Consider the following 23,931-nt stretch of genomic DNA (forward strand, 5'->3'; position numbering starts at 1 on the left):
TGAAACGTTAGCCAAGATATATCTTTTTTGCTATGATGAGTATCGTAAGTATGGACAGGAGGAGTGGAATGTATGGCAAGACCCGTTGTGGCAATTGTCGGACGACCGAACGTGGGTAAATCCACCATTTTCAATCGGATCATCGGCGACAGACTGGCCATTGTGGAAGACAAGCCGGGCATTACCCGTGACCGTATATATGGAATCGGTGAATGGAACGGTAAACCATTTAGTATCATTGATACAGGTGGTATCGAAATTGATGGTGAAGATGTAATCTTAAAATCGATTCGGATGCAAGCAGAGCTCGCTATTGAAGAAGCGGATGTTATTGTATTCATGTGTGATGCAAAAGCAGGTATTACGCAATCGGATGAAGAGGTAGCAGAGATGCTCTACCGCTCAGGCAAGCCTATTGTTGTAGCCGTTAACAAAGTGGATAATATCGGACGAAGTGAGCTCATTTATGAGTTTTATGGATTTGGTTTCGGTGATCCTATTGGCGTATCCGGAAGTCACGGTACAGGTGTAGGTGATTTGCTTGATGCAATAGTGGAGAAGTTGCCAGAACTTGAGGAAGAGACTTACGATGAAGATGTCATTCGTGTAGCTCTGATCGGACGTCCTAATGTGGGTAAATCTTCACTGGTGAACGCTATTCTGGGTGAAGAGCGTGTCATTGTAAGTGACGTGGCTGGAACGACCCGGGATGCAATTGATACACCTTTTGAAAAAGACGGCCAACGTTACGTGCTGATTGATACAGCAGGTATGCGTAAGCGTGGTAAAGTATATGAAACAACTGAGAAATACAGTGTAATGCGTGCGATGCGTGCGATTGAGCGTGCAGATGTTGTTCTGATTGTCATTAATGGTGAAGAAGGCATTATTGAACAGGACAAGCATATTGCAGGATATGCATTCGAAGCTGGTAAAGCGTCATTGTTTGTTGTGAACAAATGGGACGTGGTAGAGAAGCATGACAAAACGATGAAAGAGTTTGAGAGAAAAATTCGGGATCACTTCCTGTTTATGACTTATGCTCCAGTCGTATTCTTGTCAGCCCTCACAAAACAACGCTTACAAAAATTGTTACCGGTTGTGAAAAGGGTAGCAGATCAACACTCGTTACGTGTACAAACACATCTACTTAACGATGTGGTGTCTGATGCGGTTGCAATTAACCCTCCGCCAACGGATAAAGGACGGAGAATGAGAATTAACTATGTGACTCAGGTTGCCGTTAAGCCACCGACCATGGTTGTTTTTGTGAACGATCCGGAATTGATGCACTTCTCATATGAGCGCTACCTGGAGAATAAAATCCGTGCAGCGTTTGACTTCGAAGGAACACCAATTCGCATATTTACTCGGAAGAAGTCCGACGAAAGTTAGGGGAGAAGTGTGTGATTTTACAAATCGCAGCGATTGTACTGAGTTATCTGCTCGGTTCGATCAGCTTTAGTGTCCTCCTTGCCAAAGCGATACGGGGGATCGATATTCGTCAGCACGGAAGTGGAAACGCGGGAGCTACCAATACATTGCGTATTTTGGGTAAAGGACCGGCAATTGCTGTTCTGTTGCTTGATGTACTTAAGGGTGTTGCAGCTGTATGGATTGGAATCTGGCTGAGCGACGGTTCTGCCTGGATTCCTGCACTCAGTGGTATAGCAGCCATTGCAGGACATAACTGGCCGCTTTACTTCCATTTTCGTGGAGGAAAAGGCGTTGCCACAGCCATTGGTGTTCTGGTGAGTCTTGCTTTCCTGCCTGCGTTATGTGCTGGGGTGATCGCCATTCTGTCTATTGTATTGACACGCTATGTTTCATTGGGGTCTCTGATTTTTGTAGCATTTACACCCATCTTTATCATGGTATTACCCGGATATTCAATGAATATCTTCTGGGGGAGTCTGATTATTTGTCTGTTTGCGTTCTGGAGACATCGTACCAATATTGCGAAGCTCGCCAAAGGACAGGAAAATAAATTGGGATCGAAAAACCCTGGAGGGGGTAAACGAGTTGTCTAAAAAAGTTGCTGTTCTAGTCGCTGGGAGCTGGGGAACAGCTCTGGCCAGTGTACTCGCCGCCAATCAGTTGGATGTGATGATGTGGACACGTGGTGAAGACCAGGCTAACGAAATCAATAACAAGCACACTAATACTCGCTATCTTCCGGATGCGGAGCTTTCACCACGGATTCAAGCAACAACTGATATGGAAGCTGCGGTGGAAGGTGCTATAGCTGTGTTAATTGTTGCGCCTTCATCAGCCATGCGTGCAGTTACGAATCAGCTTAAGGCTTATTACAAGCCTGAGATGTTAGTCATTCATGCAACCAAAGGTTTTGAGACAGAAAGCCTCAAACGGATGTCCACAGTCATTTCAGAAGAGCTTGAATGTGAAGAAGGACGTGTGGTTGTTCTTTCTGGCCCAAGCCATGCGGAAGAAGTGGTGAAGCGTTGTCCAACGACAGTGGTTGTAGCTTCACTGGATAAGGCATCTGCCGAGTCTGCCCAAGCTTTGTTTATGAATGCTTATTTCCGGGTTTACACGAATCGGGATATGATCGGTGTTGAGCTGGCGGGTGCATTCAAAAATATCATTGCTCTTGGTGCAGGTATGTCGGATGGTCTTCAATTTGGTGATAATGCCAAAGCCGCTTTGCTAACACGCGGTCTGGCAGAGATCACACGTATTGGTGTTGAGATGGGAGCAAATCCGCTAACGTTTTCGGGACTTGCCGGAATCGGGGATCTGGTTGTAACGGCTACAAGTCAGCACAGTCGGAACTGGAGAGCAGGTTCCATGTTGGGCCAGGGACAGAAGCTGGATGATGTTCTGAAGTCCATGGGCATGGTGGTAGAAGGCATTCGAACTACGCAAGCTGCCTATTTCATCTCACAAAAATACGGTGTACAAATGCCAATTGCGGATCAGTTATATCACGTTTTATTCCAGGAGAGACAGCCGCGTGATGCGGTTGAAGCCTTGATGGGACGTGACCCGAAGACTGAAATGGAAGTCATGAAGCTTGAAACCTGGGAGCAGTGGCATTCCTGATTGTAATCAGCTTAAACGTACCTTGTGAAATAAGAAGCTTATTCACCTTTTCTGTAGCAGACTCATACTATACACATGAGTATTGCCGGAGGAGGGGAGACGAATGGGTAACAACATTTCCAAAGATGCACTGAATGCAATCAATAAGAAAACGGGTAAAACGATAACGGAAGGTGCCGTTAAGAAATTGGCAAGCACGGTGAAACCAACGACGATTCAGAATGAAGCTCAGTTGCGCCAATTGATCAAACAAGTATCCGCCATGGCGAAAGTTCCGGTATCTGAGGATACGGTTAAGGATATTGTGAGTGCGGTCAAGAAAAGCGGATTGAATCCGAGCAGTATGGAATCGTTAATGAAAATGATGATGAAAAAATAATAGATCACACCTGCTTGTGCAGGTGATCCAGTAAGACAAAAAGACGAGTCGGCTTCTGCCGGCTTGCTTTTTTGTCTTTTTTTTGGAAAGTTGAGCTGAATTTCGTGTTATAATGGTTGCAATTGTCACAGTGTCAGTGATGAATATCGGACTGAAGGGGAGACTGCTGGATTATGAGCGCAATGGACAAGATGTGGCTGTCATTGGTGGCCATCCTCATTATGGGACTATCTGTATTCCTGATTACGTTTGCTCGTGCCAAAACAAAAGGTATTGTACGGGGGATTCTTTCTCTGATTGCATTTTTGATTATGCTGATTGGCTTTTTCGGTGGAATCGCTTCTCTGACCTGATTTCCCATGCCTGAAAGATAACATCCGCATAAGCACATCATAAGAACTGACACAATGAACACGGATGAGGGGAGTGTGAGCCTATGAGGTCGCATGATACGGAGGGTCGGACAGAGCGTTATCCGGAATTACACGCGGCTTTGCTGGAAACGGCCAAAGCCTGGAACACACAGCCGCAGACATGGTTACTTGGAGGAAGTTGTGGGTTGCTGCTTCAAGGGGTGGAGTTGCAACAGGCTCCGAGAGATATTGATATCTATGCGGATGTTGCTGCTGCTAAGGAACTTCACCGTAGCGCTCCGGGGGAAATGCTTGACGAGCCTACAGTGGACAAGACAGGACCATATGCTTCTCTGCTGAGCCACTATCAGGTGGGTGAATGTGCGCTGGAACTGGTGGGTGGTTTCGAAATATGGGCTCGCAAAAGTTGGTACCGTATTGAGATTGAACATGTACTTGCTCCGCATGCACCAGTAGCACAAGTGGGTTCATATACCCTGCGACTGATGCCGCTTGCGCATGAGCTGTTGTTTAATCTGCTGCGAGGTCGTGAAGATCGTTATGTCCCCATTGCGACACAGATGCGCGAGCAGCCAGATGCACATCAACCTATAATGAAGCTTTTAAGTCAACAGAATGTATGGACAAACCGCTTCAGAGCCGAAGTGGAAGAGCTTGTTGGCTTTACATGGCCCCAGTAGGTTGAGGGAGGAAAATGATGGACTATAAAGTTACTTTTTTACCTATGAACAAATCGATAGCGCTCAAACCAGGGGCAACACTTCTGCATGCAGCACGACGTGCTGGAGTCAAGATTACGACTCGATGTGATGGTAAAGCGGCTTGCCTGATGTGCAAAGTGAATGTGGATGAAGAATATCGGGCGGAACTGTATCCACCAACAGATGCAGAAAAGCGCAAGCTGGGTTCACTGTTGGAAGCAGGTACACGACTGTCCTGTCAGGCCAAGGTGTGTGGATCTCTATCGGTTCATGTTCCAGAGGACCCGCTGAAGGCAGCTATTCGGAAACAACTGGAACGTCAACAACAGGAAGACGACTGGTTCTGAGCGTTATGAAATTGATTCTCTAATGAGTTATTCAAGGAGGACACGAATGATTAGGAACAAGCCAAAATGTGTGGAAGGAAGCGGACGGCAGCGTCTGAAACATCAGACGGGCGGTCTGCTGTTATTCCTGTTGTTTGCTTTTACAGCAACTGGTTGTATGTATCCATCCCAGAGTAATTCGGACCCTAAGATAGCCTATCGGGAAAGCGTGAGCCGTATCCAGAGTGCGGTCGAGGCATTCCAGCAAGATGAGGGGATTTTGCCAATCATCAATGCAGATATGGAAACGCCAAAATATGAAAAGTTCAGAGTGGATCTGCCCAAGTTGAAACAACTGGGGTATCTGGATGAAATACCAGGGACTGCTTTTGAAAGTGGTGGGAGCGCTTACTTCCTTATTCAGGACGAAGAAGTGAATCCGACCGTTAAAGTGATGGATCTTCTGACCGTACAGAAAGTAAACGATGTGCAACGAATGGTTAATCAATATAAATCCGTACATAACAATAAGCTGCCAAGCGGGGAAGAACTGTATCCGGGGTTATATGCTGTGGATATGGAGCAGGCTGCTCAGGCGGGTACACCTTCCATAACGTTGAATAGTGTATATTCAGGTCAGGCGTTACCTTTTATGATGGATGACGAAGGCAAGGTCTATGTAGATTATGCTTTTGACATTATGCAGGCAGTGGAAAAGTCTGACATGTCTCCAGCAGAGACTGAAGATGTTCGGGATTTGCTGGTGGAACACTCCTATTTCGTACCTGTAAAATCGGTTTTCTACGCTTGGAAAAATAATGTGCCGGTTGCCCAACCCATAAAATAAGCATGGTTGCAATTCAAATGATTTAGCTGTATGACCACCATGGCTCTAATGGTTCAAAAAGAGATATTCCAAATAAGGGATATCTCTTTTTTCTTTTGTCAGTATGAGCAATAACCGTCATAAAAGCTTCGCGGATCACATAAAGTAGATTGAAATAAAGACGCGCAGTCCGAGATCGGGGGATTCTCCTAATGTCATCACCTTAAGATAAAAAAAACAAAAATACGCGTCATATTGCCGCATACGGATACATAAGATGATACTAGTCCAATTGCATGTACGAGTTAACGCCGCTCTCGCCGGTTTCATCAGAATGCAACGTTCGGCGGCGGACGACTTCCGGGCACTCACAAAGGCGGCTCTACCGTTGCAGGGATTTCAGTCTTCTGATTGAAAAAACGAAGCGGATGCTCTTTAGCATTTTTCCTTCGGAGTAATTTAGGGAGGGGATTTCATTGGAGAAAGTGGACATTTTTAAGGACATAGCTGAGCGGACCGGAGGGGATATTTATCTCGGGGTTGTCGGCGCAGTCCGGACGGGAAAATCAACATTTATTAAACGATTCATGGAAACCATTGTGTTGCCAAACATCACTAACGAGGCTGACCGTGGTCGAGCGGTGGATGAACTTCCACAGAGTGCAGCAGGTAAAACCATCATGACTACCGAACCAAAATTTGTACCAAATAACGCAGTCCAGATTAAGGTGGCAGAAGGACTCGATGTCAATGTGCGCCTTGTGGATTGTGTAGGTTACGCGGTGGAAGGAGCCAAGGGATACGAGGATGAGAATGGTCCACGCATGATCTCCACGCCTTGGTTCGAGGAACCAATTCCGTTCCAGGAAGCCGCCGAGATTGGTACTCGCAAAGTCATTCAGGAGCATTCCACACTGGGTGTTGTGGTAACAACAGACGGCACAATCGCCGAAATTGCCCGCAGTTCCTATGTGGAATCCGAAGAACGGGTCATTGCGGAATTAAAAGAAGTGGGTAAACCGTTTGTCCTGGTCATCAACTCTACTCGTCCTCGCAGTGAAGAAGCCCTGCAATTGCGCAGTGAGCTTGCTGCCAAATACGACATTCCGGTGATGACACTCAGTGCAGCGACCATGACGGAAGATGATGTGACGGGTGTACTTCGTGAAGTGCTCTATGAGTTCCCTGTGCATGAAGTGAATGTAAACTTGCCGAGCTGGGTTATGGTACTCAATGAGACTCACTGGCTGCGTAGCAACTACGAAAATTCCGTACGGGATACCGTTAAGGACATTCGCAGACTTCGTGACGTGGATCGGGTTGTCGCACAGTTCATGGAATATGAATTCATTGATCGCGCAGGCCTGAGTGGCATGAATATGGGGCAGGGTGTAGCCGAAATTGATCTGTACGCGCCGGATGAACTGTATGATCAGATTCTCGTGGAAGTGGTTGGCATCGAGATTCGCGGTAAGGATCATCTGCTGCAATTGATGCAGGAATTCTCGCATGCGAAGAGAGAATACGACCGCTTCGCAGAAGCGCTGGAGATGGTCAAAACGACCGGATATGGCATTGCTGCTCCATCTCTCGCCGAGATGGCTCTGGATGAACCTGAGCTCATTCGTCAGGGCACCAAATTTGGCGTACGTCTGAAAGCAACGGCACCGTCCATTCACATGATCCGGGTTGATGTGGAATCGGAGTTCGCTCCAATCATCGGTACGGAGAAACAAAGTGAGGAACTGGTGAGATACCTGATGCAGGACTTCGAGAACGACCCGATCAAGGTATGGGATTCAGACATGTTTGGTCGTTCGCTGCACTCCATCGTGCGAGAAGGGATCCAGGGCAAGATTGCCATGATGCCGGATAATGCAAGATACAAATTGCAAGAGACGCTCGGAAGAATCATTAACGAAGGTTCGGGCGGCTTGATCGCTATCATTCTGTAAGACATCAAAAGACCGTAAGGGGGCATCCCCTCGCGGTCTTTTTTACGTGATTTCTTTATTTTGGATGAAATGGATAGGAAGAATAGTACTTTCGAAAAAACTTAGCGAGTTTTAGCTTTAAATTGCTAAAACCCATTTACATACTAGGGATTAGCCGTTATATTAATATTCAACTATTGTGATCGAGATCACAGAGATTGGACAGGGGGATACAGAGATGAAAAGAAGAGAGACAAAATGGCTATGGTTGAGTGTGTTATTAGTATTTACATTGGCGCTGTCCGCTTGCGGAATCAAAAAAGAACCGGCAGCCACTCCGGCTTCAGGTGCATCAGATGATACACCAAAAACGGAAGCGGTCACAGGCCCACTTAGCGGCAAGCGGATTGCACTTATTATGGAATTCAATACAGGTACTTTCTCGCAGCAATATGTACAAGGTGTAAAAGAAGAAATCGAAAAATTCGGTGGAGAACTGACAACGTTTGTTGCCGATAATGACAAGGCAAAGATGGTATCCTTGCTTGATAGTGCTATTAACCAGAAATTTGATGCCATTCTCACGGATCATGGGGATTCCCTATTAGAGCCAGGCGTGAAGAAGGCAGTAGAACAGAATATTCCAGTGGTCGTGTTTGACGCAGCTATCAGTGTTCCAGGAGCTACAGTCCTGTCGCAGGATGACCAGAAGATGGCTGAACTGACGCTGGAGCAAATGAAAAAAGATATCAATGGACAAGGCAATATTGTCAAAGTATGGGTAGCTGGTTTCGCACCGATGGAACGCCGTCAGATTGCATACGGTGAATTCATGAAAGCAAATCCGGACATCAAGGAAATAGCTACATTCGGTTCTGCACAGAACCCGGCGCTGGATACTCAAGCCAAAATGGAAGCTATTCTCAAGCAGTATCCAAAAGGTGAGATTACAGCTGTATGGACTGCATGGGATGAGTTCGCCAAAGGTGCAGCGCGTGCGATTCAACAAGCTGGACGTGATGAGATCAAAGTGTATGGTATTGATATGAGTGATGAGGACCTGCAAATGATTCAGGACCCGAAAAATCCTTGGGTAGCTTCAGCCGCTGTTGATCCAACGGATATTGGTCGCGTCCAGGTACGTTATGCTTATCAAAAACTGAACGGGGACGAGACAGAAGATGCAGTTGTTCTTAACCCGGTCTATGTTCAACGTGAAGCTCTGCCAGATAAACAAATCTCCACTTCTGAGCTGTCAGAGTTCGTTGAAGGTTGGGGTGGCAGCACACAAGGAATCAAGGACTGGATGAGTGAATACGGAATTACTGCTAAATAAGCAGCGTATGGGAAGCGCGCCGCAAGGCGCGCTTTTTCTACCATAATGAAGATGTGCGAGTATGGATGAGAAATGGGATACTCCCGTATGGGAACGATTGGAGGTTAACATCATGAGCACTGCACCGATTCTGCTTCAAATGGAACATATCCACAAGCAGTTTTCAGGTATTCCTGCACTGAAGGATGTGGATTTCTCTGTAAAAGGTGGGGAGATTCATGCGCTGCTGGGTGCCAATGGTGCCGGTAAAAGCACGTTAATGAAAATTCTGTCCGGTGCCTATCCAATGGATCAGGGTACGATTCAGTTGAGTGGACAAGCGCTTCATTTAAGTTCTCCGGGAGACGCGAAGGCAAGTGGGATTCACTGTGTCTATCAGGAAGTGGATGCGGCACTGGTGCCACAGCTGACGGCTGCGGAGAACATTATGTTGGATCAGTTGGCTTCATCTGCTGGAGGTTGGTGGAAAAGTCCACGAAAACTGCAACAGCGTGCGGTTGAGGCGTTGAAGCAATTAGGGGCGGACATATCCGTTCACCAAAAAGTGGCCGATCTGACACTTGCAGAAAAACAGATGATACTGCTGGCACGAATTTTGATCCAGGATGCCAAAGTCATCATTTTTGATGAACCGACTGCACCGCTGAGCCAGGAAGAAACGGATGCATTTTTCCGGATTGTTCATCTCCTGAAGGATCGGGGCGTTGCCTGTATTTTCATTACCCATCGTCTTGCTGAAGTGACGGGTCACTGTGATCGCGTTACGGTCATGAGAGATGGACAACATGTATTTACCGGTGAAGCAAAAGGACTGACGATCAACGATTTGGTTACACAGATGCTGGGCAAACCATTCGAAGAAGAATTTCCAAAGACGGAAGCGCCCGTGGGGGAGTTGCTGTTGGAGGCACGTGGGCTTCGTCGTGGAGTGAAGGTTAAAGGTGTTAACCTCTCTGTACGCCGAGGTGAAGTCCTCGCTGTGGTGGGTCTGGTAGGCGCGGGTAAAACGGAAAGCTCTCGTTTGCTGATTGGTGCAGATCGGCTGGAGGGAGGCGAGATCCGGCTTAACAACCGCAACCTCCGCCTGTCTCAGCCTGCGGATGCGGCGGCTCTGGGGATTGTTTCTGTACCGGAGGAGCGACGTAAACAAGGAATCCTGATTCAGGAGAACGTGGAACGGAATTTAAGTCTGCCTTTGCTAAGCCGTCTTAGTACATTAGGTTTCGTAAGCCGCAAGCGGGAACGTCTGAATGCAGAGTCATTGGTGAAACAGCTTGGAATTAAAACATCGTCCGTGAAACAGGAAGTGAAATATCTAAGCGGTGGTAATCAGCAAAAGGTAGCCATTGGTAAATGGCTTAATGCGGATGCGGATGTATTTATATTTGATGAGCCAACCAAAGGCGTAGATATTGGGGCAAAAAGTGACATTTTCCGCATCATTAATGAACTGGCTTTGGCGGGCAAGGGTGTAATCTATTTCACCTGTGAACTGGATGAAGGCATGGGAATTGGTGACCGAATCGCTGTCATGTGTGAGGGTGTTATCGTAAAAGAGTTCAAACGAGGCGAGACTAACCAAGAACAGCTGCTATACTATGCAAGCGGTGGACAAGAGGTGCAATCATGAAGGATAAATCACTGGATTTTGCGTTCCGTTACGGGGCGATTATAGTCATCATAGGTGTTATCGCATTTTTCGGCATTAAATTGCCTTATTTCTTTACGTACAGTAACTTGACCGATATTTTGGGCTCGATCTCTATCGTTACGTTTGTAGCGATCGGTGTTACGTTATCTCTCATTGTTGATGGATTTGATCTCTCGGTTGGTGCGACTGTCTCATTAACTACCGTTGTTACTGCTTCGTTAATGATTTGGTATCAACAACCACTGGCGATCGTCATTATCGTGCCACTGATTATCGGGGCTGTTATTGGTTTACTGAACGCTTTGCTCATTGTAAAAATGCGTATTCCGGATTTGCTCGCAACCCTTGCCACGATGTACATCATCGGAGGTATTCACAAAACGTATGCACAGGGCTATACCATTTACAATCACATGCAGTTCCCTGATGGGAGCAAAGCTGCGGGAGAGATGGACCCGACATTCCTGCTAATAGGGCAGGGTAAATGGCTTGGTATGCCGATATCGGTTATCATGCTACTTATTGCGGTAATAGGTGTGCATATCTTTTTGACGTATACGAAATATGGGCGCCAGATGTACATTACAGGTGGTAATGAGGAAGCTGCACGGTTGTCTGGAATCAAGGTGAAAAAGGTGCGTACACTCGCCTATGTAGCCGCTGGAGTGTTTGCAGCAATCGGGGGTATCATCTATGCTTCCAAAGTAGGATCCGGGCAAATTGATGCGGGATCACCGTTGTTAATGGAATCCGTAGCTGCAGTATTTGTCGGTTTCTCTGTGTTTGGTGCGGGTAAACCAAATGTCATCGGAACCTTCATTGGTTCGGTTCTGATTGGTGTACTTGTGAACGGTTTAACGATGATGAACGTACAGTATTTCACACATGATATTGTAAAAGGTGGGGTTCTCGTGCTTGCCCTGGCGGTTACATTTTACGTCTTAAACCGCAACCGGACTTGAAATTGTGGGCTGTCTGTATTAGTATGAAATTTGTTCGGCGTCTGAAATGCCAGTGGTTTCAGACGACATTCTGCCGAAAATGACTGTTGACCGCAGGCGGAGATTTGTGTTCAGCGCTCAAGATGTACGTAGATTTTTTGCGTATGAACGTATATTTCGCTATAAAACGGAAACACAGTATAACATTCAGGACATTGATACAGGAGGTGAAAAACAAATGAACAAATCAGACTTGATTACACACGTATCTGAAGCGACTGAATTGTCCAAGAAAGATGTAACGAAAGCGGTTGATGCCGTATTCGAAGCAATCTCTGAGGCTCTTCAAAGCGGAGATAAAGTACAATTGGTTGGTTTTGGGAACTTCGAAGTTCGCGAGCGCTCTGCACGTAAAGGACGCAACCCGCAAACAGGTGAAGAAATCGAAATTCCTGCGAGCAAAATTCCTGCATTCAAACCAGGTAAAGCGCTCAAAGACGGAATTAAATAAGATTTCTACATATTCCATATGTCGACAAAAAGACCGTGACTTGTTCACGGCCTTTTCTTTTGCCCTTTAACGATGATTCTTGCGGTTCATTCGTATAAGGCGCAGGTTGACAAATGAAACAATCTTAATCATCATTAACGCTATCGAACTAAAGAAGGGGACATGCGTGATGGATCATCCAACCGGCAATGATTATATTGTAATTAAGGCAGAGGAAAATGGTGTCCAGGTGATCGGATTAACCCGAGGTCAGGATACACGTTTTCACCACACCGAGAAATTGGACAAGGGTGAAGTGATGTTTGCCCAATTTACCACCCATACTTCAGCTATTAAAATCCGGGGCAAAGCCACGCTGATTACCAAGCATGGACAGATTGAATCGGAGTAATGGACAGATTGAATACATTCAAATGAAGATTGCAGGCATAGCCTGCTTTTTTTCATTGTACAATGAGGTATGAGCCTTTACCGGACAGACTACACTAACAGGTAAAGGCAGGGAGGCGTATATGAAACCGCGGATGATTGTTACTGCTTCAATGCTGGCAACGGTTGCGGCGGTCTTTCTGCTTGTTGCGATACAAACCTTACATATGCGTACATGGGGCGGGGACAACGTACAGCCTGCCTCTGCATCACATCATCCAGTTCAGCTAACGAATGACAATCTGGTTGATGTGCTAAGCTCCATGCAACTATCAACTCCCATTGCAAGAGTGGAATGGAAGCAGTCCATTTTGAGACTGGACCTCAAAGTTAAAGGAACGGGTACAAGTTACACTGAAATCTATGAGAACATGGCAGCTGTGGCGGATCTTGGCTTTCGGAGTCTGGATAACGTGGATCAGGTGCTGCTGCGTGTGATGGCAGAAGATGAATGGATGCATAAACGACATCTGTTACTTGCTGCTGATATTCGGCGTGGAGAGTGGCCTCTGTATGCGATTGAAACATTACGGAACTGGAAAAGTGCGGCCTTTTCAGATGAATTGAAGGACTGGTTTCATTTGATGGAGACCGAACTCTGGAAGAAGCAATTCGAAATGACAAGTCAGGGGTAATAGAATAGCAGGATTCAGTGCGTGCCCGTTCAACATATGCTATAATATATAAGATTGTAGTGCAGAAAAGGTTTAACAATGTTAAGGCTCGGAGGCTGAGAATGAATTCATATCGCGTACCCCAACTAGCAAAGAAATATACGGATTACGACATGATTCGACAACATACGGAAATCCCATCATTTCCGGATAGCCGAGCACGTCTGTTGCAGGTATTTGTGGGCCGCACAGACGAAAAGGTGCATCAAGAGTTATATGCTCTTGCAACTTCGCTCGTTCAGTTGGCCATGGATACGCATGATCGAATCGATACCATTTCCGGTGAGCGGAAAGAGCAAGAGATGCGTTCACGCCAGTTGAATGTACTCGCCGGGGATTATTTAAGTAGCCGTTTTTATCAATTGCTTGCCCAAGCGGGCAGAATTGAAATGATTGGCAAACTCAGTGGTGCTGTGTCCGGAGTGAACGCACGCAAGATGACGCTGTATGAACGGATGAAGAAGCTTCTCGTTTCGGCTGATGAATACTTGCGTGAAACGGTACAGCTGAGAATGCAGCTGTTTCTTTCATTTACAGGCATGATTCAACATAACGAAGAGTCTTTATGGAACAGCCTGTTGACCGAATTCAGCTCCTGCGAAACGATCGTGGAAGAACTGAAGCGGATGAATGACGCAAAACGATATCTTCACAGCTATGCATATTGGCACATATACGAGCATGGTAATGACGATGAGCGCAATGTGTTGCGTCAATCTGAACCGGATGCACGTGCATGGAACACTATGGTGCTGAAGCATAGGGTTGGCGAGGTTTTGCTGGACAAGCTTCGCGAGTGTACACACCGCATTCAACTGTTGTTGCAAGATGAGGAAGGGCGGATGGGCTTGCATGAGATACATGCAATTCTAGAGCCTTACTTGGCATATTTGCAGCCTTCACATGCGGCAGTAAGGGAAGATTGAGGGGGAGACAGACGAATGGGGAGCGGAGAGACCAAACCGAAAGAAGAATATGTCCATTCGGTTTTTCAGAGTATAGCCGGAAAATATGATGTCATGAATGATATCCTAAGTTTCCGCAGGCATAAGGCTTGGCGTAAATTCACCATGAAAAAGATGAATATGTCCAAAGGCGATACCGGTCTTGATTTGTGCTGCGGCACATGTGACTGGACGCTTGCTATGGCAGAGGCAAGTGAAACGGGGCACATGCACGGACTTGATTTCAGTAGCAACATGCTGGAGGTCGGCCAGACAAAGATCAATGCGGTGCAACGTCAAAAGCAGATTACCCTGACACAGGGAAATGCCATGTCACTTCCTTTTGAAGACAATTCGTTTGATTATGTGACGATCGGGTTTGGGTTGCGTAATGTACCTGATCTCAGACAAGTGTTGTCTGAAATGAAACGTGTGGTCAAACCGGGCGGTATGGTTGTGTGCCTGGAATTGTCCAAGCCAACATGGCAGCCGTTCAAAGGCATTTATTATTTTTATTTTGAGAAGGTTTTACCGAATCTTGCCAAAGTGTTTGCTAAAAGTTTTGAGCAGTACAAATGGTTGCCGGACTCACTGGCCATTTTCCCGGGAAGGCAGGAACTGGCAGAAATTTTTGCAGAAACTGGATTACAACAAGTGCAGGCCTACCCTCTGACCGGAGGTATCGCGGCACTGCATATTGGAACCAAGGAGAATCAGCATGTTTAGGAAAATTCGCATCTTTTTAGAAATGATCAAGATTGAACACACGCTTTTTGCTTTACCTTTTGCATTTATGGGGGCGATCCTCGGCTCCATGGTAGTGAATGATACCTTCCCAAGCTGGATGCAGATCATGTGGGTATTGCTTGCGATGATCGGTGCACGTAGTGCGGCTTTTGGTTTGAACCGAATTATTGACCAAGCGATTGATAGCAAAAACCCGCGTACCGCGATGAGAGCCATCCCGGCAGGACTGTTAAAAAATGGGGAAGTTGTTATATTTGTCATTATCTCATTTATATTGTTATTCTGGGCCTCATCCAATCTTAATGTATTATCGATGCAGCTGTTACCTATTGCTGTGTTTATGTTGGTACTGTATTCGTACACCAAACGATTCACATGGTTATGTCACGTTGTTCTCGGAATGACGATTGGTTTGGCACCACTTGGTGGCTGGGTAGCTGTAACAGGAACGATGGATTGGACAGCGATTGTGCTGTACGTTACGATTGTGTTCTGGACAGCGGGCTTTGATATTATCTATGCATGTCAGGATCTGGAATTCGATCAGGGTGAGGGTCTTCACTCCATACCTTCCCGTTTTGGCCTGGTTAAATCCTTGCAGATCGCTAAGTTCTTCCATGTGATTACTGCAATTGGTTTTCTTGCGTTATTGTTGATGACAGATCTGAGCTGGTGGTATGGCGCAGGCATGTTGGTGACGTATGGAATTCTGTTCTATCAACACTATATTGTATCGCCTAATGATATGAGCCGTGTTCAAACGGCGTTTTTTACCATGAACAGTTTGCTTAGTTTAATTGTATTTACGTTCACTCTGATTGATCTGGCGGTGAAATAAATGGTGCAGCAGCCGGACAATAAACGACTGGTTGTCGGAATTACCGGAGCGAGTGGCAGCATATATGGCATTCGATTAATTGAAACGCTGCTTGATTTGGAATATAACGTTCATCTGGTCATATCCAATGCAGGGTGGCGTGTACTGAAAGAAGAATTGGACTGGGATGTGACGAATCGGGACGCGGTGCTGGAAGAAAAATTCGGCAACCGTGCCGGTTCTCTGATCTATCATCCTGTGAGTGATATAGGGGCCTCCATTGCAAGTGGTTCTTATCTGGCCGACGGCATGGTTATCATGCCATGTTCGATGGGAACTCTTTCGTCCATCGCGCAGGGATCGTCGGATAATCTGATGTCTCGCGCAGCCGATGTTATGATGAAAGAGGGAAGAACATTGATCCTCGTACCACGTGAGACGCCTCTTCATGCAATCCATCTGGAGAACATGCTGAAGCTTTCTCGTCTTGGTGTACGAATGATACCGGCTATGCCTGCTTTTTATTACAAACCTCAGACTATGGATGAGTTGATTCTGTTTTTGGTGGGGAAAGTGCTGGATAGCTTGCGCATCCCACATCAACTGTTTACAAGATGGGGAGAACCGGATGAACGGGGATAACGACTGAGTTCGATACAAGGCTGTTTTTTGCCAAAGTGTTGCTCGGTTTATTTGTCCCCCGAATCCCGGGGTATTGGTGAGCACTGATGGTGAGTCTTCATGAACCACAGTCTTGACCCATGCTCCGGCAACTTCTGTATTTTGTTTCAGAACAAGTCGCAGAGTTTAATTTTCGGGTGTCGGCTATGACATTCGGAGAAGAAAAACACGTTAGATTACCTTATAGAACAACACAAGCAAGAACGGTAAGCCGGGTTTTTCGTAATGCCTGCAGGCCCGACTTGCTGGAGGGGAAGGTAAGCATGAATTTATGGACTGACAATACGCTGATACGGGTGAACGAATGAAACTATTGGATATTTTCGGGTTGTTAAAAAAGGACATGGATTATATTGAGAAAGAGTTGTATCGCAGTGTTCGAGGAGAACAGAAGCTGCTGAGTGAAACGTCACTTCATTTGCTCAAAGCAGGAGGAAAACGGTTGCGGCCCGTTTTTGTGTTACTTGGTGGGAAATTTGGTACATACGACATTGAACGTCTGAAGCTGGTTGCGGTTCCGCTGGAACTCATTCATTCGGCATCCCTCGTTCACGATGATGTCATTGATAATGCGGAGACACGCCGAGGCAAACCCACGGTGAAGTCAAAATGGGATAATCGGATTGCCATGTACACAGGAGACTATATCTACGGTAAGGCACTTGAAATGACTGCCGGATTATCCGATCCAGCGATTCATCGTATCCTTGCCAAAGCTATGGTACAGATGTCTATTGGTGAGATGGAGCAAATTCGCGACTTTTTCAATACGGGACAAAGTGTTCGTAACTATCTGCTGCGGATTCGCCGCAAAACAGCACTTCTGATTGCGGTTAGCTGTCAGTTAGGGGCATTGGCTACACGTGCGCCTGAGCATGTATCTTCCCTGCTGTATACGTACGGATACAATGTGGGGATGGCTTTCCAGATTCAAGATGATGTACTTGATCTGGTAGGTACTGAGAAACAACTTGGCAAGCCACCTGGCAGTGACATGAAGCAAGGAAATATCACTCTTCCTGTACTTTATGCCTTAGAAGAATCCGATCTGCGGGAACCTTTGCTTAAGGAGATTTCCCGTGTCCAGCATGAAGAAGGACGGGCAAGTGCATCGGATGCAATTGGAATGATTCGACAAAGTCAAGGAATTGCTAAAGCTGAAGCCCTTGCTGACCGATATATGAAGAAAGCGCTCGATGCTCTCGATCAGCTACCTAACATCAAGACGACCAAAAACCTGCGTGATATCGCTCATTTTGTGGTTAAACGTACACATTAAACAATGTATGACCTTCGACTCTCAGATTACTCATACCCAAAGATGAACAGAACTGTGAGATTCCTCATTGGGAGGATTTGGACATGTATGTTACAATCAGAGGGATTGCGTTTACATAGTGATTAACTTTGAACCGTGAGTGAGGAGTGAGCTGATGGATCGTACATTTTTGATGGTGAAGCCGGATGGTGTGCAGCGTGGATTGATCGGTCGAATTATTAGCCGTCTGGAAGACAAAGGATTTAAGTTGGTGGCAGGCAAATTGGTGCAGATGTCTGAGGATCAGGCAAAACGCCATTATGCTGAACATGAGGGTAAACCATTTTTCGATGATCTGGTTCGTTTTATCACATCGGGGCCTGTATTTGCCATGGTGTGGGAAGGCGACGATATTGTGGCGCTTGCGCGCATCGTCATCGGAAAAACCAATGTGAAGGAAGCAGCTCCGGGTACCATTCGCGGAGACTTCGCCAGCCACACACCACATAATCTGATTCATGGGGCAGATTCACCGGAAAGTGCTTCCCGTGAAGCAGCAAATTTCTTTGCTTCAGATGAACTGGTGGTATACGACAAGAGCATCGCAGCCTGGTTGTAATTATTAGCCAAAAGGGTGATACACGATGCTGGAGCAAGAACAACTACTAGACCCGGATTACACCGGATTCATTCGTAAAATCAAAGAGAGCACAGGCATTGATCTTGCTCAATACAAGGAAGGCCAGATGAAAAGAAGGCTGACCACACTTCGCAACAAAAACGGGTTTCATACATTTTCTAACTTTTTTGAAGCTATGCAGAAAGATAAATCATTGTTTTACGAATTCCTTGATCGTATGACGATTAACGTGTCGGAATTCTGGCGTAATCCCAATCGTTGGGAAGTGCTGCGGGACGAGATCCTGCCTGAGCTGCTGGGGTCCAAGCGTCGTGCTAAAGTTTGGAGTGCGGCCTGTTCAACAGGTGAAGAACCTTATACACTTGCCATGATTCTGGACACGATGGGCATTTTGAAGGACAGCTCCATTACGGCAAGTGATCTGGATGAAGGTGCATTGGCCAAAGCCAAGGAAGGGCGTTATATGGAACGCTCGCTTAAGGATGTGCCAAAGGAAACGGCGAACCGTTACTTCAAGCAGGATGGCTTGGTATACCGTATTGATGAGCAACTCAAAAATTCGATCAAGTTCATGAAACAAAATTTGCTGGTGGACCGTTTTGACGATGGGTACGATCTGATTGTGTGCCGAAATGTCATGATCTATTTTACCGAGGAAGCCAAAAACCTGTTGTATCACAAATTTGCAGCAAGTTTGCGTCCAGGCGGTATTTTGTTTGTGGGTAGTACGGAGCAGATCTTCTCCCCGGGACAATATGGTCTGGAGACAGCAGAGACATTCTTCTATCGGAAAAAATAATGATAATGGTTGTTCAGCCGTCTGAAGCACATGTACATGTGTTCAGGCGGTTATTTGTATACCAAGTACAAGAAAGCGCCGACTTTCTTGTCAAAGCCGGTCAGCTATACTATAATAAGCAAAGAAATTATGGGATTTTAGCAATGTGAAGTTTAACAGTTTAAAGGGGGAACGTATTATGAGTTTACGCTATTTAACCGCAGGGGAGACGCACGGACCCCAATTGACCGCTATTATTGAAGGATTGCCAAGTAATTTGACGATTGATTTTGAAGAACTGAATTTCCAGCTTCACCGCCGCCAAAAGGGATATGGCCGTGGACGCCGGATGCAGATCGAGAAGGATCAGGCGAATTTTGTTGGTGGTATCCGTCACGGATATACAACAGGTGCTCCGGTAGCGCTGGTTGTTCAAAATAACGACTGGAAACATTGGCAGAATATTATGAATATTGAGCCTATTGAAGGCAGTGACGAAGAGAAACGTCGCGTTCATCGTCCACGTCCCGGACACGCTGATCTGAACGGTGGACTCAAGTATAATCTTAAAGACTTGCGTAACGTACTGGAGCGCTCCAGTGCACGTGAGACAACGGTACGTGTGGCATGTGGTGCCATTGCACGTCAATTCCTGGCTGAATTCGGAATCAAGGTAGCTGGACGTGTACTTCGCATTGGAGAGATCGAAGCTCCATATCAGGACCTTCCGATTGATGAACTGATCGCAGTGACAGAAGCTTCCTCTGTACGTGTTACGGATGCTGAGACAGAGAAGAAGATGGAAGCCTACATCGACCAGATTAAACAAGAAGGCGATTCCATCGGAGGAATAGTGGAATGTATCGTTGAAGGTGTACCTATTGGTCTTGGTAGTTATGTTCAATACGATCGCAAACTGGATGCACGAATCGCTCAAGGCGTAATGTCCATTAATGCATTCAAAGGTGTAGAGATTGGTATCGGATTCGAAGCCGGAGTCATTCGAGGATCACAGGTGCATGATGAAATCATGCATACGGATGAGCGTGGCTACCACCGTGCAACCAACCGTCTGGGTGGATTCGAAGGTGGTATGACAAACGGTATGCCAGTCGTTGTACGTGGTGTGATGAAGCCGATCCCAACGTTGTATAAGCCACTGCAAAGTGTCGATATCGATACAAAAGAAGCGTTTACGGCTCAGGTTGAGCGCTCGGACGCTTGTGCTGTACCAGCAGCGAGTGTGGTTATGGAACATGTTGTAGCGTGGGAAATTGCCAAAGCATTCCTGGAGAAATTCGGCGGGGATTCCATGGAAGAGATCCGTGCTAATGTTGCTAGCTATAACGCTCAACTGGAGAATTACTAATATGCGTCAGCTGACGGTACAGTTGGAGGAACGCTCATATCCGATTCTGATTGGCAGCGGCCTACTGGCACAAGCCCCTCAATATTTTGAGCAATATGGGTTGACCAAAAAAAGTCCGTTACTCATCATTACAGATGAAAATGTGGCTCCCAAATACTTGTCAGGTTTGGAGCAAACGCTGCGTACGGCTGGTTATACAGTCGTATCGGCGGTTGTACCCTCTGGTGAAACATCGAAATCCCTTTCGGTGTATCAGGATATGATGACCGTTGCGATCGAAGGCAAACTGGATCGGAGTTCTGCGATTCTGGCCTTAGGTGGTGGTGTCGTAGGTGATCTGGCTGGTTTTGTTGCCGCTACATATATGCGTGGAATCAAGTTTGTTCAAGTACCTACAACGATTTTGGCGCATGACAGCAGTGTAGGCGGCAAGGTGGCTGTCAATCATCCGCTGGCCAAAAATATGATTGGTGCATTCCACCAGCCCGAGCTAGTGCTCTATGATGTGGACACACTTCAATCCTTGCCGCCACGAGATGTATCGGCAGGGTTGTCAGAGATGCTGAAGCACGGGCTGATCCGTGATGAGGCTTTTGCACATTGGTGTGAGGAACATGCGGAAGAACTGCTTGCGCTTAATCCGGAAGCACTTGGATACGGTTTGGAACGTGGATGTGGCATTAAGGCGGAGATTGTATCCAGAGACGAACGTGAAAATGGAGAACGTGCGTTGTTGAACCTGGGACATACGATTGGTCATGCCATTGAAGCGATCGCCGGTTATGGAGAATTTCTGCACGGAGAAGCGATCTCGATCGGTATGGCTGGATCAGCATTGCTTGGTGAGAAGCTTGGTGCGCCAGCAGGGCTCTATGAAGATACGGTCCGCATGTTGCGTTCACTTCGCCTTCCAACAACGATGCCTGCGCATCTCGACACGGATGCATTAATGGAAGCGATGATGCATGACAAAAAGTTCCGTGAAGGTCATATGGTGTTTATCATTCCTGATCGGATTGGGGCTGCAAGAATTGTGAAGGACGTACCTGTGTTGACAGTTCGGGACGTCATTGAAATGCTCAGGAAGGGAGAATAACAGCGATGGTCACACGGGGAATTCGCGGGGCTACAACAGTCACGCAGAACAACGAAGAACAGATTTTGAAGGAAACGGCAGTATTGTTGCAGGAGATCGTGGATCGCAATGAGATCCAACCGGAAGATATCTGCAGTGTGTGGATTACGTTAACTGGGGATCTGGATGCTGCTTTCCCGGCAAAAGCTATTCGTCAACTGGATGGTTGGGAACTCGTACCACTAATGTGTGCACTGGAGGTTCCTGTTAAAGGTGCCTTGGCGCAGTGCATTCGTTTCATGGTGCATGTGAATACAAACAAAGCTCAGAATGAAATCAACCATGTGTATCTGAACGGTGCACAGGCATTACGTCCCGATTTGGCAGCACCTTCCGGCTCTTAAGTAGTGGGTTGTCAAACCGATCATAATGATGTATAGTGAGAACCAGTTGAGTAGAGTTGAGATTGAGCTGAGAGCAGCTGAGCTAGTGGAGTATATAGCAGAGTCCAGTGGGTGGTAACCGGGGCAACAGAAACCGGTCAACTGATTCACGGTACGTCGTGCTACGGAATAGGTAACAGGAATAGGGAAAACAAACGTGTCATAGGACATCTTTTGTTTTGATATATTTTGGTACAAACACAATCAATGCACTCTCCTATATTTTACGTAATATTGGAATGAGTAGTTGAAGTGTTATAACTAATTTATTTTCCCGATTTGGATGATGTGAGATGCATCAATTCAGCGACCTGTGAATAATCCGACAGCGAAGTATAGGGACTTGTTATTTATGAAGCATCACCCTGTTAATTACAGCTTATAACCAAACCTCTACCTGATGGTAGAGGTTTTTTTGTACATATAACCTTTTCTTCTACCTAAATCTGAAAGGACGTGATCTGATGATAACGCCAAACGTTAATCAAGTACTGAAAATGTCGAATGAGTATAATCTGATTCCGGTAGTCAAACGGATTCTGGCAGATATGGAGACTCCGATTCGAATATTCCGCCGTTATGCTGACAACGACCGGGCATTCCTGTTGGAAAGTGTAGAGGGGGGTATCCAATGGGCGAGATACTCGTTCATCGGTACAGATCCGTTCCTGATGATTTCGGCCAAGAAAGGCCGGATTGTTGTAGAAGAAGCAGGGAAGACTCGTGAATTGCCAGGCAAACCGATCGAAGAACTGAAAGCACTGCTGCGTAAGTATCGCAGTCCAAAAGATGATGAACTGCCACCATTCACAGGTGGGGCAATTGGTTTCTTCGGATATGATCTGCTGTCCTATTATGAGAAACTTCCAGCTCACGCGCTGGATGACCTGAATATGGATGACATTCGCTTTATGTTCTGTGACCAGATTATCGTGTTTGACCATGTGAAGCAGCAGATGCTGCTCGTTGGTAATGTACACGTCAAGGACGGTGCAACGGATGATGAGATACGCCAAGCGTATGCAGTGACTTCGGAGAAGCTGGAGCAGGCGGCAGAACGTTTGCAACAGCAAGGACCAGGGGAGAACCTGAATCCGCGTTCCATTCCGGGAGACGTGGAACTGGGGGATATTCGCTCCAACCTCACGAAGGAGCAATTTATCGGTAATGTAGAGCAAGCCAAAGATTACATTCGCGCAGGTGATATTTTTCAAGTGGTATTATCCCAGCGCTTCCACATTGATACGGAAGTTTCTCCGCTTCACGTGTATCGTGTGCTTCGGACCCTGAATCCATCACCTTATATGTACTACCTCAAAATGGATGATGAGATTATCGTGGGTACTTCGCCTGAAGCTTTGGTCAAGGTGGATGGAAATCGTGTGGAAACACGACCGATTGCAGGCACACGTCCAAGAGGGGCAACAGAAGCGGAAGATCGTGCACTCGCTGCTGATCTGCTCCAGGATGAGAAGGAACGCGCGGAGCATCTGATGCTGGTTGATCTGGGGCGTAACGATCTGGGCCGGGTATCCAGCTTCGGCAGTGTGAAGTGTGACATGTTCATGGAGATTGAACGGTATTCTCACGTTATGCACATGGTATCCAACGTTACGGGCGAGCTTAGAGAAGACAAGGATTTCTTCGATGCGTTTCTCTCATGCTTGCCAGCGGGTACCGTATCCGGAGCACCGAAACTGCGTGCAATGGAGATTATCGCGGAACTGGAGAAAGAGGCACGTGGTGCTTATGCAGGAGCAATCGGATACCTCGGTTTCTCAGGTAACATGGACTCCTGTATTACAATTCGTACGATTATTTTCAAAAAAGGAAAAGCATATGTACAGGCCGGAGCGGGAATCGTATGGGATTCTGTGCCTGAGAATGAGTATGAGGAAACGGTTAACAAAGCTAAAGCATTGCTCAAGGCGATTCGAACAGCAGAAGCAATGTTTCCTGCCAAAGAAAAGGACAGCACGTTGAGACTGGCGAATGCAGACTACTTTGTCACACCAGCGGCCGCTAAGAACTGAG

At 46.5% G+C, this 23,931-nt stretch carries 26 protein-coding genes; all 26 read left to right on the forward strand.

The window, feature by feature from the left end:
- Window positions 1-72: 72 nt before the first annotated feature.
- Window positions 73-1,395, forward strand: coding sequence for a ribosome biogenesis GTPase Der (gene der / locus PAEAM_RS08570; protein ID WP_017687684.1), 1,323 nt, complete (start codon window positions 73-75; stop codon window positions 1,393-1,395).
- Window positions 1,396-1,406: 11 nt separating this feature from the next.
- The gene (gene plsY, locus PAEAM_RS08575; protein WP_074095653.1) at window positions 1,407-2,030 is read left to right on the forward strand and encodes a glycerol-3-phosphate 1-O-acyltransferase PlsY; all 624 of its coding nucleotides are present in this window, start codon (window positions 1,407-1,409) and stop codon (window positions 2,028-2,030) included.
- Window positions 2,023-3,063, forward strand: a complete 1,041-nt coding sequence (locus tag PAEAM_RS08580; protein WP_036607707.1) for an NAD(P)H-dependent glycerol-3-phosphate dehydrogenase — start codon at window positions 2,023-2,025, stop codon at window positions 3,061-3,063. The genes plsY and PAEAM_RS08580 overlap by 8 nt, the downstream gene beginning before the upstream one ends.
- 103 nt (window positions 3,064-3,166) lie before the next feature.
- Window positions 3,167-3,442: a stage VI sporulation protein F gene (locus PAEAM_RS08585; RefSeq protein WP_017687687.1), complete on the forward strand. Its 276-nt coding sequence runs from the start codon at window positions 3,167-3,169 to the stop codon at window positions 3,440-3,442.
- Between the two features lie 173 nt (window positions 3,443-3,615).
- Window positions 3,616-3,795 carry a DUF2768 family protein gene (locus tag PAEAM_RS08590; RefSeq protein ID WP_017687688.1) on the forward strand — a complete coding sequence of 60 codons (180 nt, stop codon included), beginning with the start codon at window positions 3,616-3,618 and terminating at the stop codon, window positions 3,793-3,795.
- 83 nt (window positions 3,796-3,878) lie between these two features.
- Window positions 3,879-4,496: a hypothetical protein gene (locus PAEAM_RS08595; protein WP_100527221.1), complete on the forward strand. Its 618-nt coding sequence runs from the start codon at window positions 3,879-3,881 to the stop codon at window positions 4,494-4,496.
- A 17-nt stretch (window positions 4,497-4,513) separates the two neighbouring features.
- Window positions 4,514-4,864 (forward strand): 2Fe-2S iron-sulfur cluster-binding protein, encoded by a 351-nt coding sequence (locus tag PAEAM_RS08600; RefSeq protein ID WP_076328301.1) that lies wholly within the window; start codon window positions 4,514-4,516, stop codon window positions 4,862-4,864.
- A gap of 46 nt (window positions 4,865-4,910) precedes the next feature.
- A complete protein-coding gene (locus PAEAM_RS08605; RefSeq protein WP_100527222.1) occupies window positions 4,911-5,690 on the forward strand; it encodes a hypothetical protein in 780 nt (259 codons plus the stop codon).
- A 455-nt stretch (window positions 5,691-6,145) separates the two neighbouring features.
- Window positions 6,146-7,624 carry a stage IV sporulation protein A gene (gene spoIVA / locus PAEAM_RS08610; RefSeq protein ID WP_036607700.1) on the forward strand — a complete coding sequence of 493 codons (1,479 nt, stop codon included), beginning with the start codon at window positions 6,146-6,148 and terminating at the stop codon, window positions 7,622-7,624.
- Window positions 7,625-7,841: 217 nt separating this feature from the next.
- Window positions 7,842-8,939, forward strand: a complete 1,098-nt coding sequence (locus PAEAM_RS08615) for a sugar ABC transporter substrate-binding protein (RefSeq protein WP_074095648.1) — start codon at window positions 7,842-7,844, stop codon at window positions 8,937-8,939.
- 112 nt (window positions 8,940-9,051) lie between these two features.
- A complete protein-coding gene (locus tag PAEAM_RS08620; RefSeq protein WP_100527646.1) occupies window positions 9,052-10,569 on the forward strand; it encodes a sugar ABC transporter ATP-binding protein in 1,518 nt (505 codons plus the stop codon).
- Window positions 10,566-11,552 (forward strand): ABC transporter permease, encoded by a 987-nt coding sequence (locus tag PAEAM_RS08625; protein WP_100527223.1) that lies wholly within the window; start codon window positions 10,566-10,568, stop codon window positions 11,550-11,552. Before PAEAM_RS08620 ends, PAEAM_RS08625 begins: the two co-directional genes overlap by 4 nt.
- A gap of 217 nt (window positions 11,553-11,769) precedes the next feature.
- Window positions 11,770-12,042 (forward strand): HU family DNA-binding protein, encoded by a 273-nt coding sequence (locus PAEAM_RS08630; protein WP_024630670.1) that lies wholly within the window; start codon window positions 11,770-11,772, stop codon window positions 12,040-12,042.
- Between the two features lie 169 nt (window positions 12,043-12,211).
- Entirely contained in the window at window positions 12,212-12,433 is a 222-nt protein-coding gene (gene mtrB / locus PAEAM_RS08635; protein WP_017687697.1) for a trp RNA-binding attenuation protein MtrB, read from the forward strand.
- A gap of 121 nt (window positions 12,434-12,554) precedes the next feature.
- Entirely contained in the window at window positions 12,555-13,106 is a 552-nt protein-coding gene (locus tag PAEAM_RS08640) for a hypothetical protein (protein ID WP_017687698.1), read from the forward strand.
- A 101-nt stretch (window positions 13,107-13,207) separates the two neighbouring features.
- Window positions 13,208-14,071, forward strand: a complete 864-nt coding sequence (locus PAEAM_RS08645) for a heptaprenyl diphosphate synthase component 1 (RefSeq protein WP_100527224.1) — start codon at window positions 13,208-13,210, stop codon at window positions 14,069-14,071.
- Window positions 14,072-14,086: 15 nt separating this feature from the next.
- Entirely contained in the window at window positions 14,087-14,815 is a 729-nt protein-coding gene (locus PAEAM_RS08650; protein ID WP_100527225.1) for a demethylmenaquinone methyltransferase, read from the forward strand.
- A complete protein-coding gene (locus PAEAM_RS08655; RefSeq protein ID WP_100527226.1) occupies window positions 14,808-15,674 on the forward strand; it encodes a UbiA-like polyprenyltransferase in 867 nt (288 codons plus the stop codon). Before PAEAM_RS08650 ends, PAEAM_RS08655 begins: the two co-directional genes overlap by 8 nt.
- Window positions 15,675-16,295: a UbiX family flavin prenyltransferase gene (locus PAEAM_RS08660; RefSeq protein WP_100527227.1), complete on the forward strand. Its 621-nt coding sequence runs from the start codon at window positions 15,675-15,677 to the stop codon at window positions 16,293-16,295. It begins immediately after the preceding gene.
- Between the two features lie 343 nt (window positions 16,296-16,638).
- A complete protein-coding gene (locus PAEAM_RS08665; protein ID WP_017687703.1) occupies window positions 16,639-17,613 on the forward strand; it encodes a polyprenyl synthetase family protein in 975 nt (324 codons plus the stop codon).
- A 154-nt stretch (window positions 17,614-17,767) separates the two neighbouring features.
- Window positions 17,768-18,211 (forward strand): nucleoside-diphosphate kinase, encoded by a 444-nt coding sequence (gene ndk, locus PAEAM_RS08670; protein WP_017687704.1) that lies wholly within the window; start codon window positions 17,768-17,770, stop codon window positions 18,209-18,211.
- A gap of 25 nt (window positions 18,212-18,236) precedes the next feature.
- Window positions 18,237-19,031 carry a CheR family methyltransferase gene (locus PAEAM_RS08675; protein WP_047843560.1) on the forward strand — a complete coding sequence of 265 codons (795 nt, stop codon included), beginning with the start codon at window positions 18,237-18,239 and terminating at the stop codon, window positions 19,029-19,031.
- Window positions 19,032-19,209: 178 nt separating this feature from the next.
- The gene (gene aroC, locus PAEAM_RS08680; protein WP_017687707.1) at window positions 19,210-20,379 is read left to right on the forward strand and encodes a chorismate synthase; all 1,170 of its coding nucleotides are present in this window, start codon (window positions 19,210-19,212) and stop codon (window positions 20,377-20,379) included.
- A 1-nt stretch (window position 20,380) separates the two neighbouring features.
- The gene (gene aroB, locus PAEAM_RS08685; RefSeq protein WP_100527228.1) at window positions 20,381-21,475 is read left to right on the forward strand and encodes a 3-dehydroquinate synthase; all 1,095 of its coding nucleotides are present in this window, start codon (window positions 20,381-20,383) and stop codon (window positions 21,473-21,475) included.
- Window positions 21,476-21,480: 5 nt separating this feature from the next.
- Window positions 21,481-21,858, forward strand: coding sequence for a chorismate mutase (aroH, locus tag PAEAM_RS08690; protein ID WP_047843558.1), 378 nt, complete (start codon window positions 21,481-21,483; stop codon window positions 21,856-21,858).
- A 503-nt stretch (window positions 21,859-22,361) separates the two neighbouring features.
- Window positions 22,362-23,930 (forward strand): anthranilate synthase component I, encoded by a 1,569-nt coding sequence (trpE, locus tag PAEAM_RS08695; RefSeq protein WP_036607674.1) that lies wholly within the window; start codon window positions 22,362-22,364, stop codon window positions 23,928-23,930.
- The last annotated feature ends 1 nt before the right edge of the window (window position 23,931 follow it).

Source organism: Paenibacillus sp. GM1FR, from assembly GCF_002803315.1.
In the GTDB taxonomy this organism is placed as follows: domain Bacteria; phylum Bacillota; class Bacilli; order Paenibacillales; family Paenibacillaceae; genus Paenibacillus; species Paenibacillus amylolyticus.

Coding starts and splice junctions, on each gene's coding strand:
- der (WP_017687684.1), top strand. CDS start 73: ATGGCAAGACCCGTTGTGGCAATTGTCGGACGACCGAACGTGGGTAAA.
- PAEAM_RS08585 (WP_017687687.1), top strand. CDS start 3,167: ATGGGTAACAACATTTCCAAAGATGCACTGAATGCAATCAATAAGAAA.
- PAEAM_RS08590 (WP_017687688.1), top strand. CDS start 3,616: ATGAGCGCAATGGACAAGATGTGGCTGTCATTGGTGGCCATCCTCATT.
- PAEAM_RS08595 (WP_100527221.1), top strand. CDS start 3,879: ATGAGGTCGCATGATACGGAGGGTCGGACAGAGCGTTATCCGGAATTA.
- PAEAM_RS08600 (WP_076328301.1), top strand. CDS start 4,514: ATGGACTATAAAGTTACTTTTTTACCTATGAACAAATCGATAGCGCTC.
- PAEAM_RS08605 (WP_100527222.1), top strand. CDS start 4,911: ATGATTAGGAACAAGCCAAAATGTGTGGAAGGAAGCGGACGGCAGCGT.
- PAEAM_RS08615 (WP_074095648.1), top strand. CDS start 7,842: ATGAAAAGAAGAGAGACAAAATGGCTATGGTTGAGTGTGTTATTAGTA.
- PAEAM_RS08620 (WP_100527646.1), top strand. CDS start 9,052: ATGAGCACTGCACCGATTCTGCTTCAAATGGAACATATCCACAAGCAG.
- PAEAM_RS08625 (WP_100527223.1), top strand. CDS start 10,566: ATGAAGGATAAATCACTGGATTTTGCGTTCCGTTACGGGGCGATTATA.
- PAEAM_RS08630 (WP_024630670.1), top strand. CDS start 11,770: ATGAACAAATCAGACTTGATTACACACGTATCTGAAGCGACTGAATTG.
- mtrB (WP_017687697.1), top strand. CDS start 12,212: ATGGATCATCCAACCGGCAATGATTATATTGTAATTAAGGCAGAGGAA.
- PAEAM_RS08640 (WP_017687698.1), top strand. CDS start 12,555: ATGAAACCGCGGATGATTGTTACTGCTTCAATGCTGGCAACGGTTGCG.
- PAEAM_RS08645 (WP_100527224.1), top strand. CDS start 13,208: ATGAATTCATATCGCGTACCCCAACTAGCAAAGAAATATACGGATTAC.
- PAEAM_RS08650 (WP_100527225.1), top strand. CDS start 14,087: ATGGGGAGCGGAGAGACCAAACCGAAAGAAGAATATGTCCATTCGGTT.
- PAEAM_RS08655 (WP_100527226.1), top strand. CDS start 14,808: ATGTTTAGGAAAATTCGCATCTTTTTAGAAATGATCAAGATTGAACAC.
- PAEAM_RS08660 (WP_100527227.1), top strand. CDS start 15,675: ATGGTGCAGCAGCCGGACAATAAACGACTGGTTGTCGGAATTACCGGA.
- PAEAM_RS08665 (WP_017687703.1), top strand. CDS start 16,639: ATGAAACTATTGGATATTTTCGGGTTGTTAAAAAAGGACATGGATTAT.
- ndk (WP_017687704.1), top strand. CDS start 17,768: ATGGATCGTACATTTTTGATGGTGAAGCCGGATGGTGTGCAGCGTGGA.
- PAEAM_RS08675 (WP_047843560.1), top strand. CDS start 18,237: ATGCTGGAGCAAGAACAACTACTAGACCCGGATTACACCGGATTCATT.
- aroC (WP_017687707.1), top strand. CDS start 19,210: ATGAGTTTACGCTATTTAACCGCAGGGGAGACGCACGGACCCCAATTG.
- aroB (WP_100527228.1), top strand. CDS start 20,381: ATGCGTCAGCTGACGGTACAGTTGGAGGAACGCTCATATCCGATTCTG.
- aroH (WP_047843558.1), top strand. CDS start 21,481: ATGGTCACACGGGGAATTCGCGGGGCTACAACAGTCACGCAGAACAAC.
- trpE (WP_036607674.1), top strand. CDS start 22,362: ATGATAACGCCAAACGTTAATCAAGTACTGAAAATGTCGAATGAGTAT.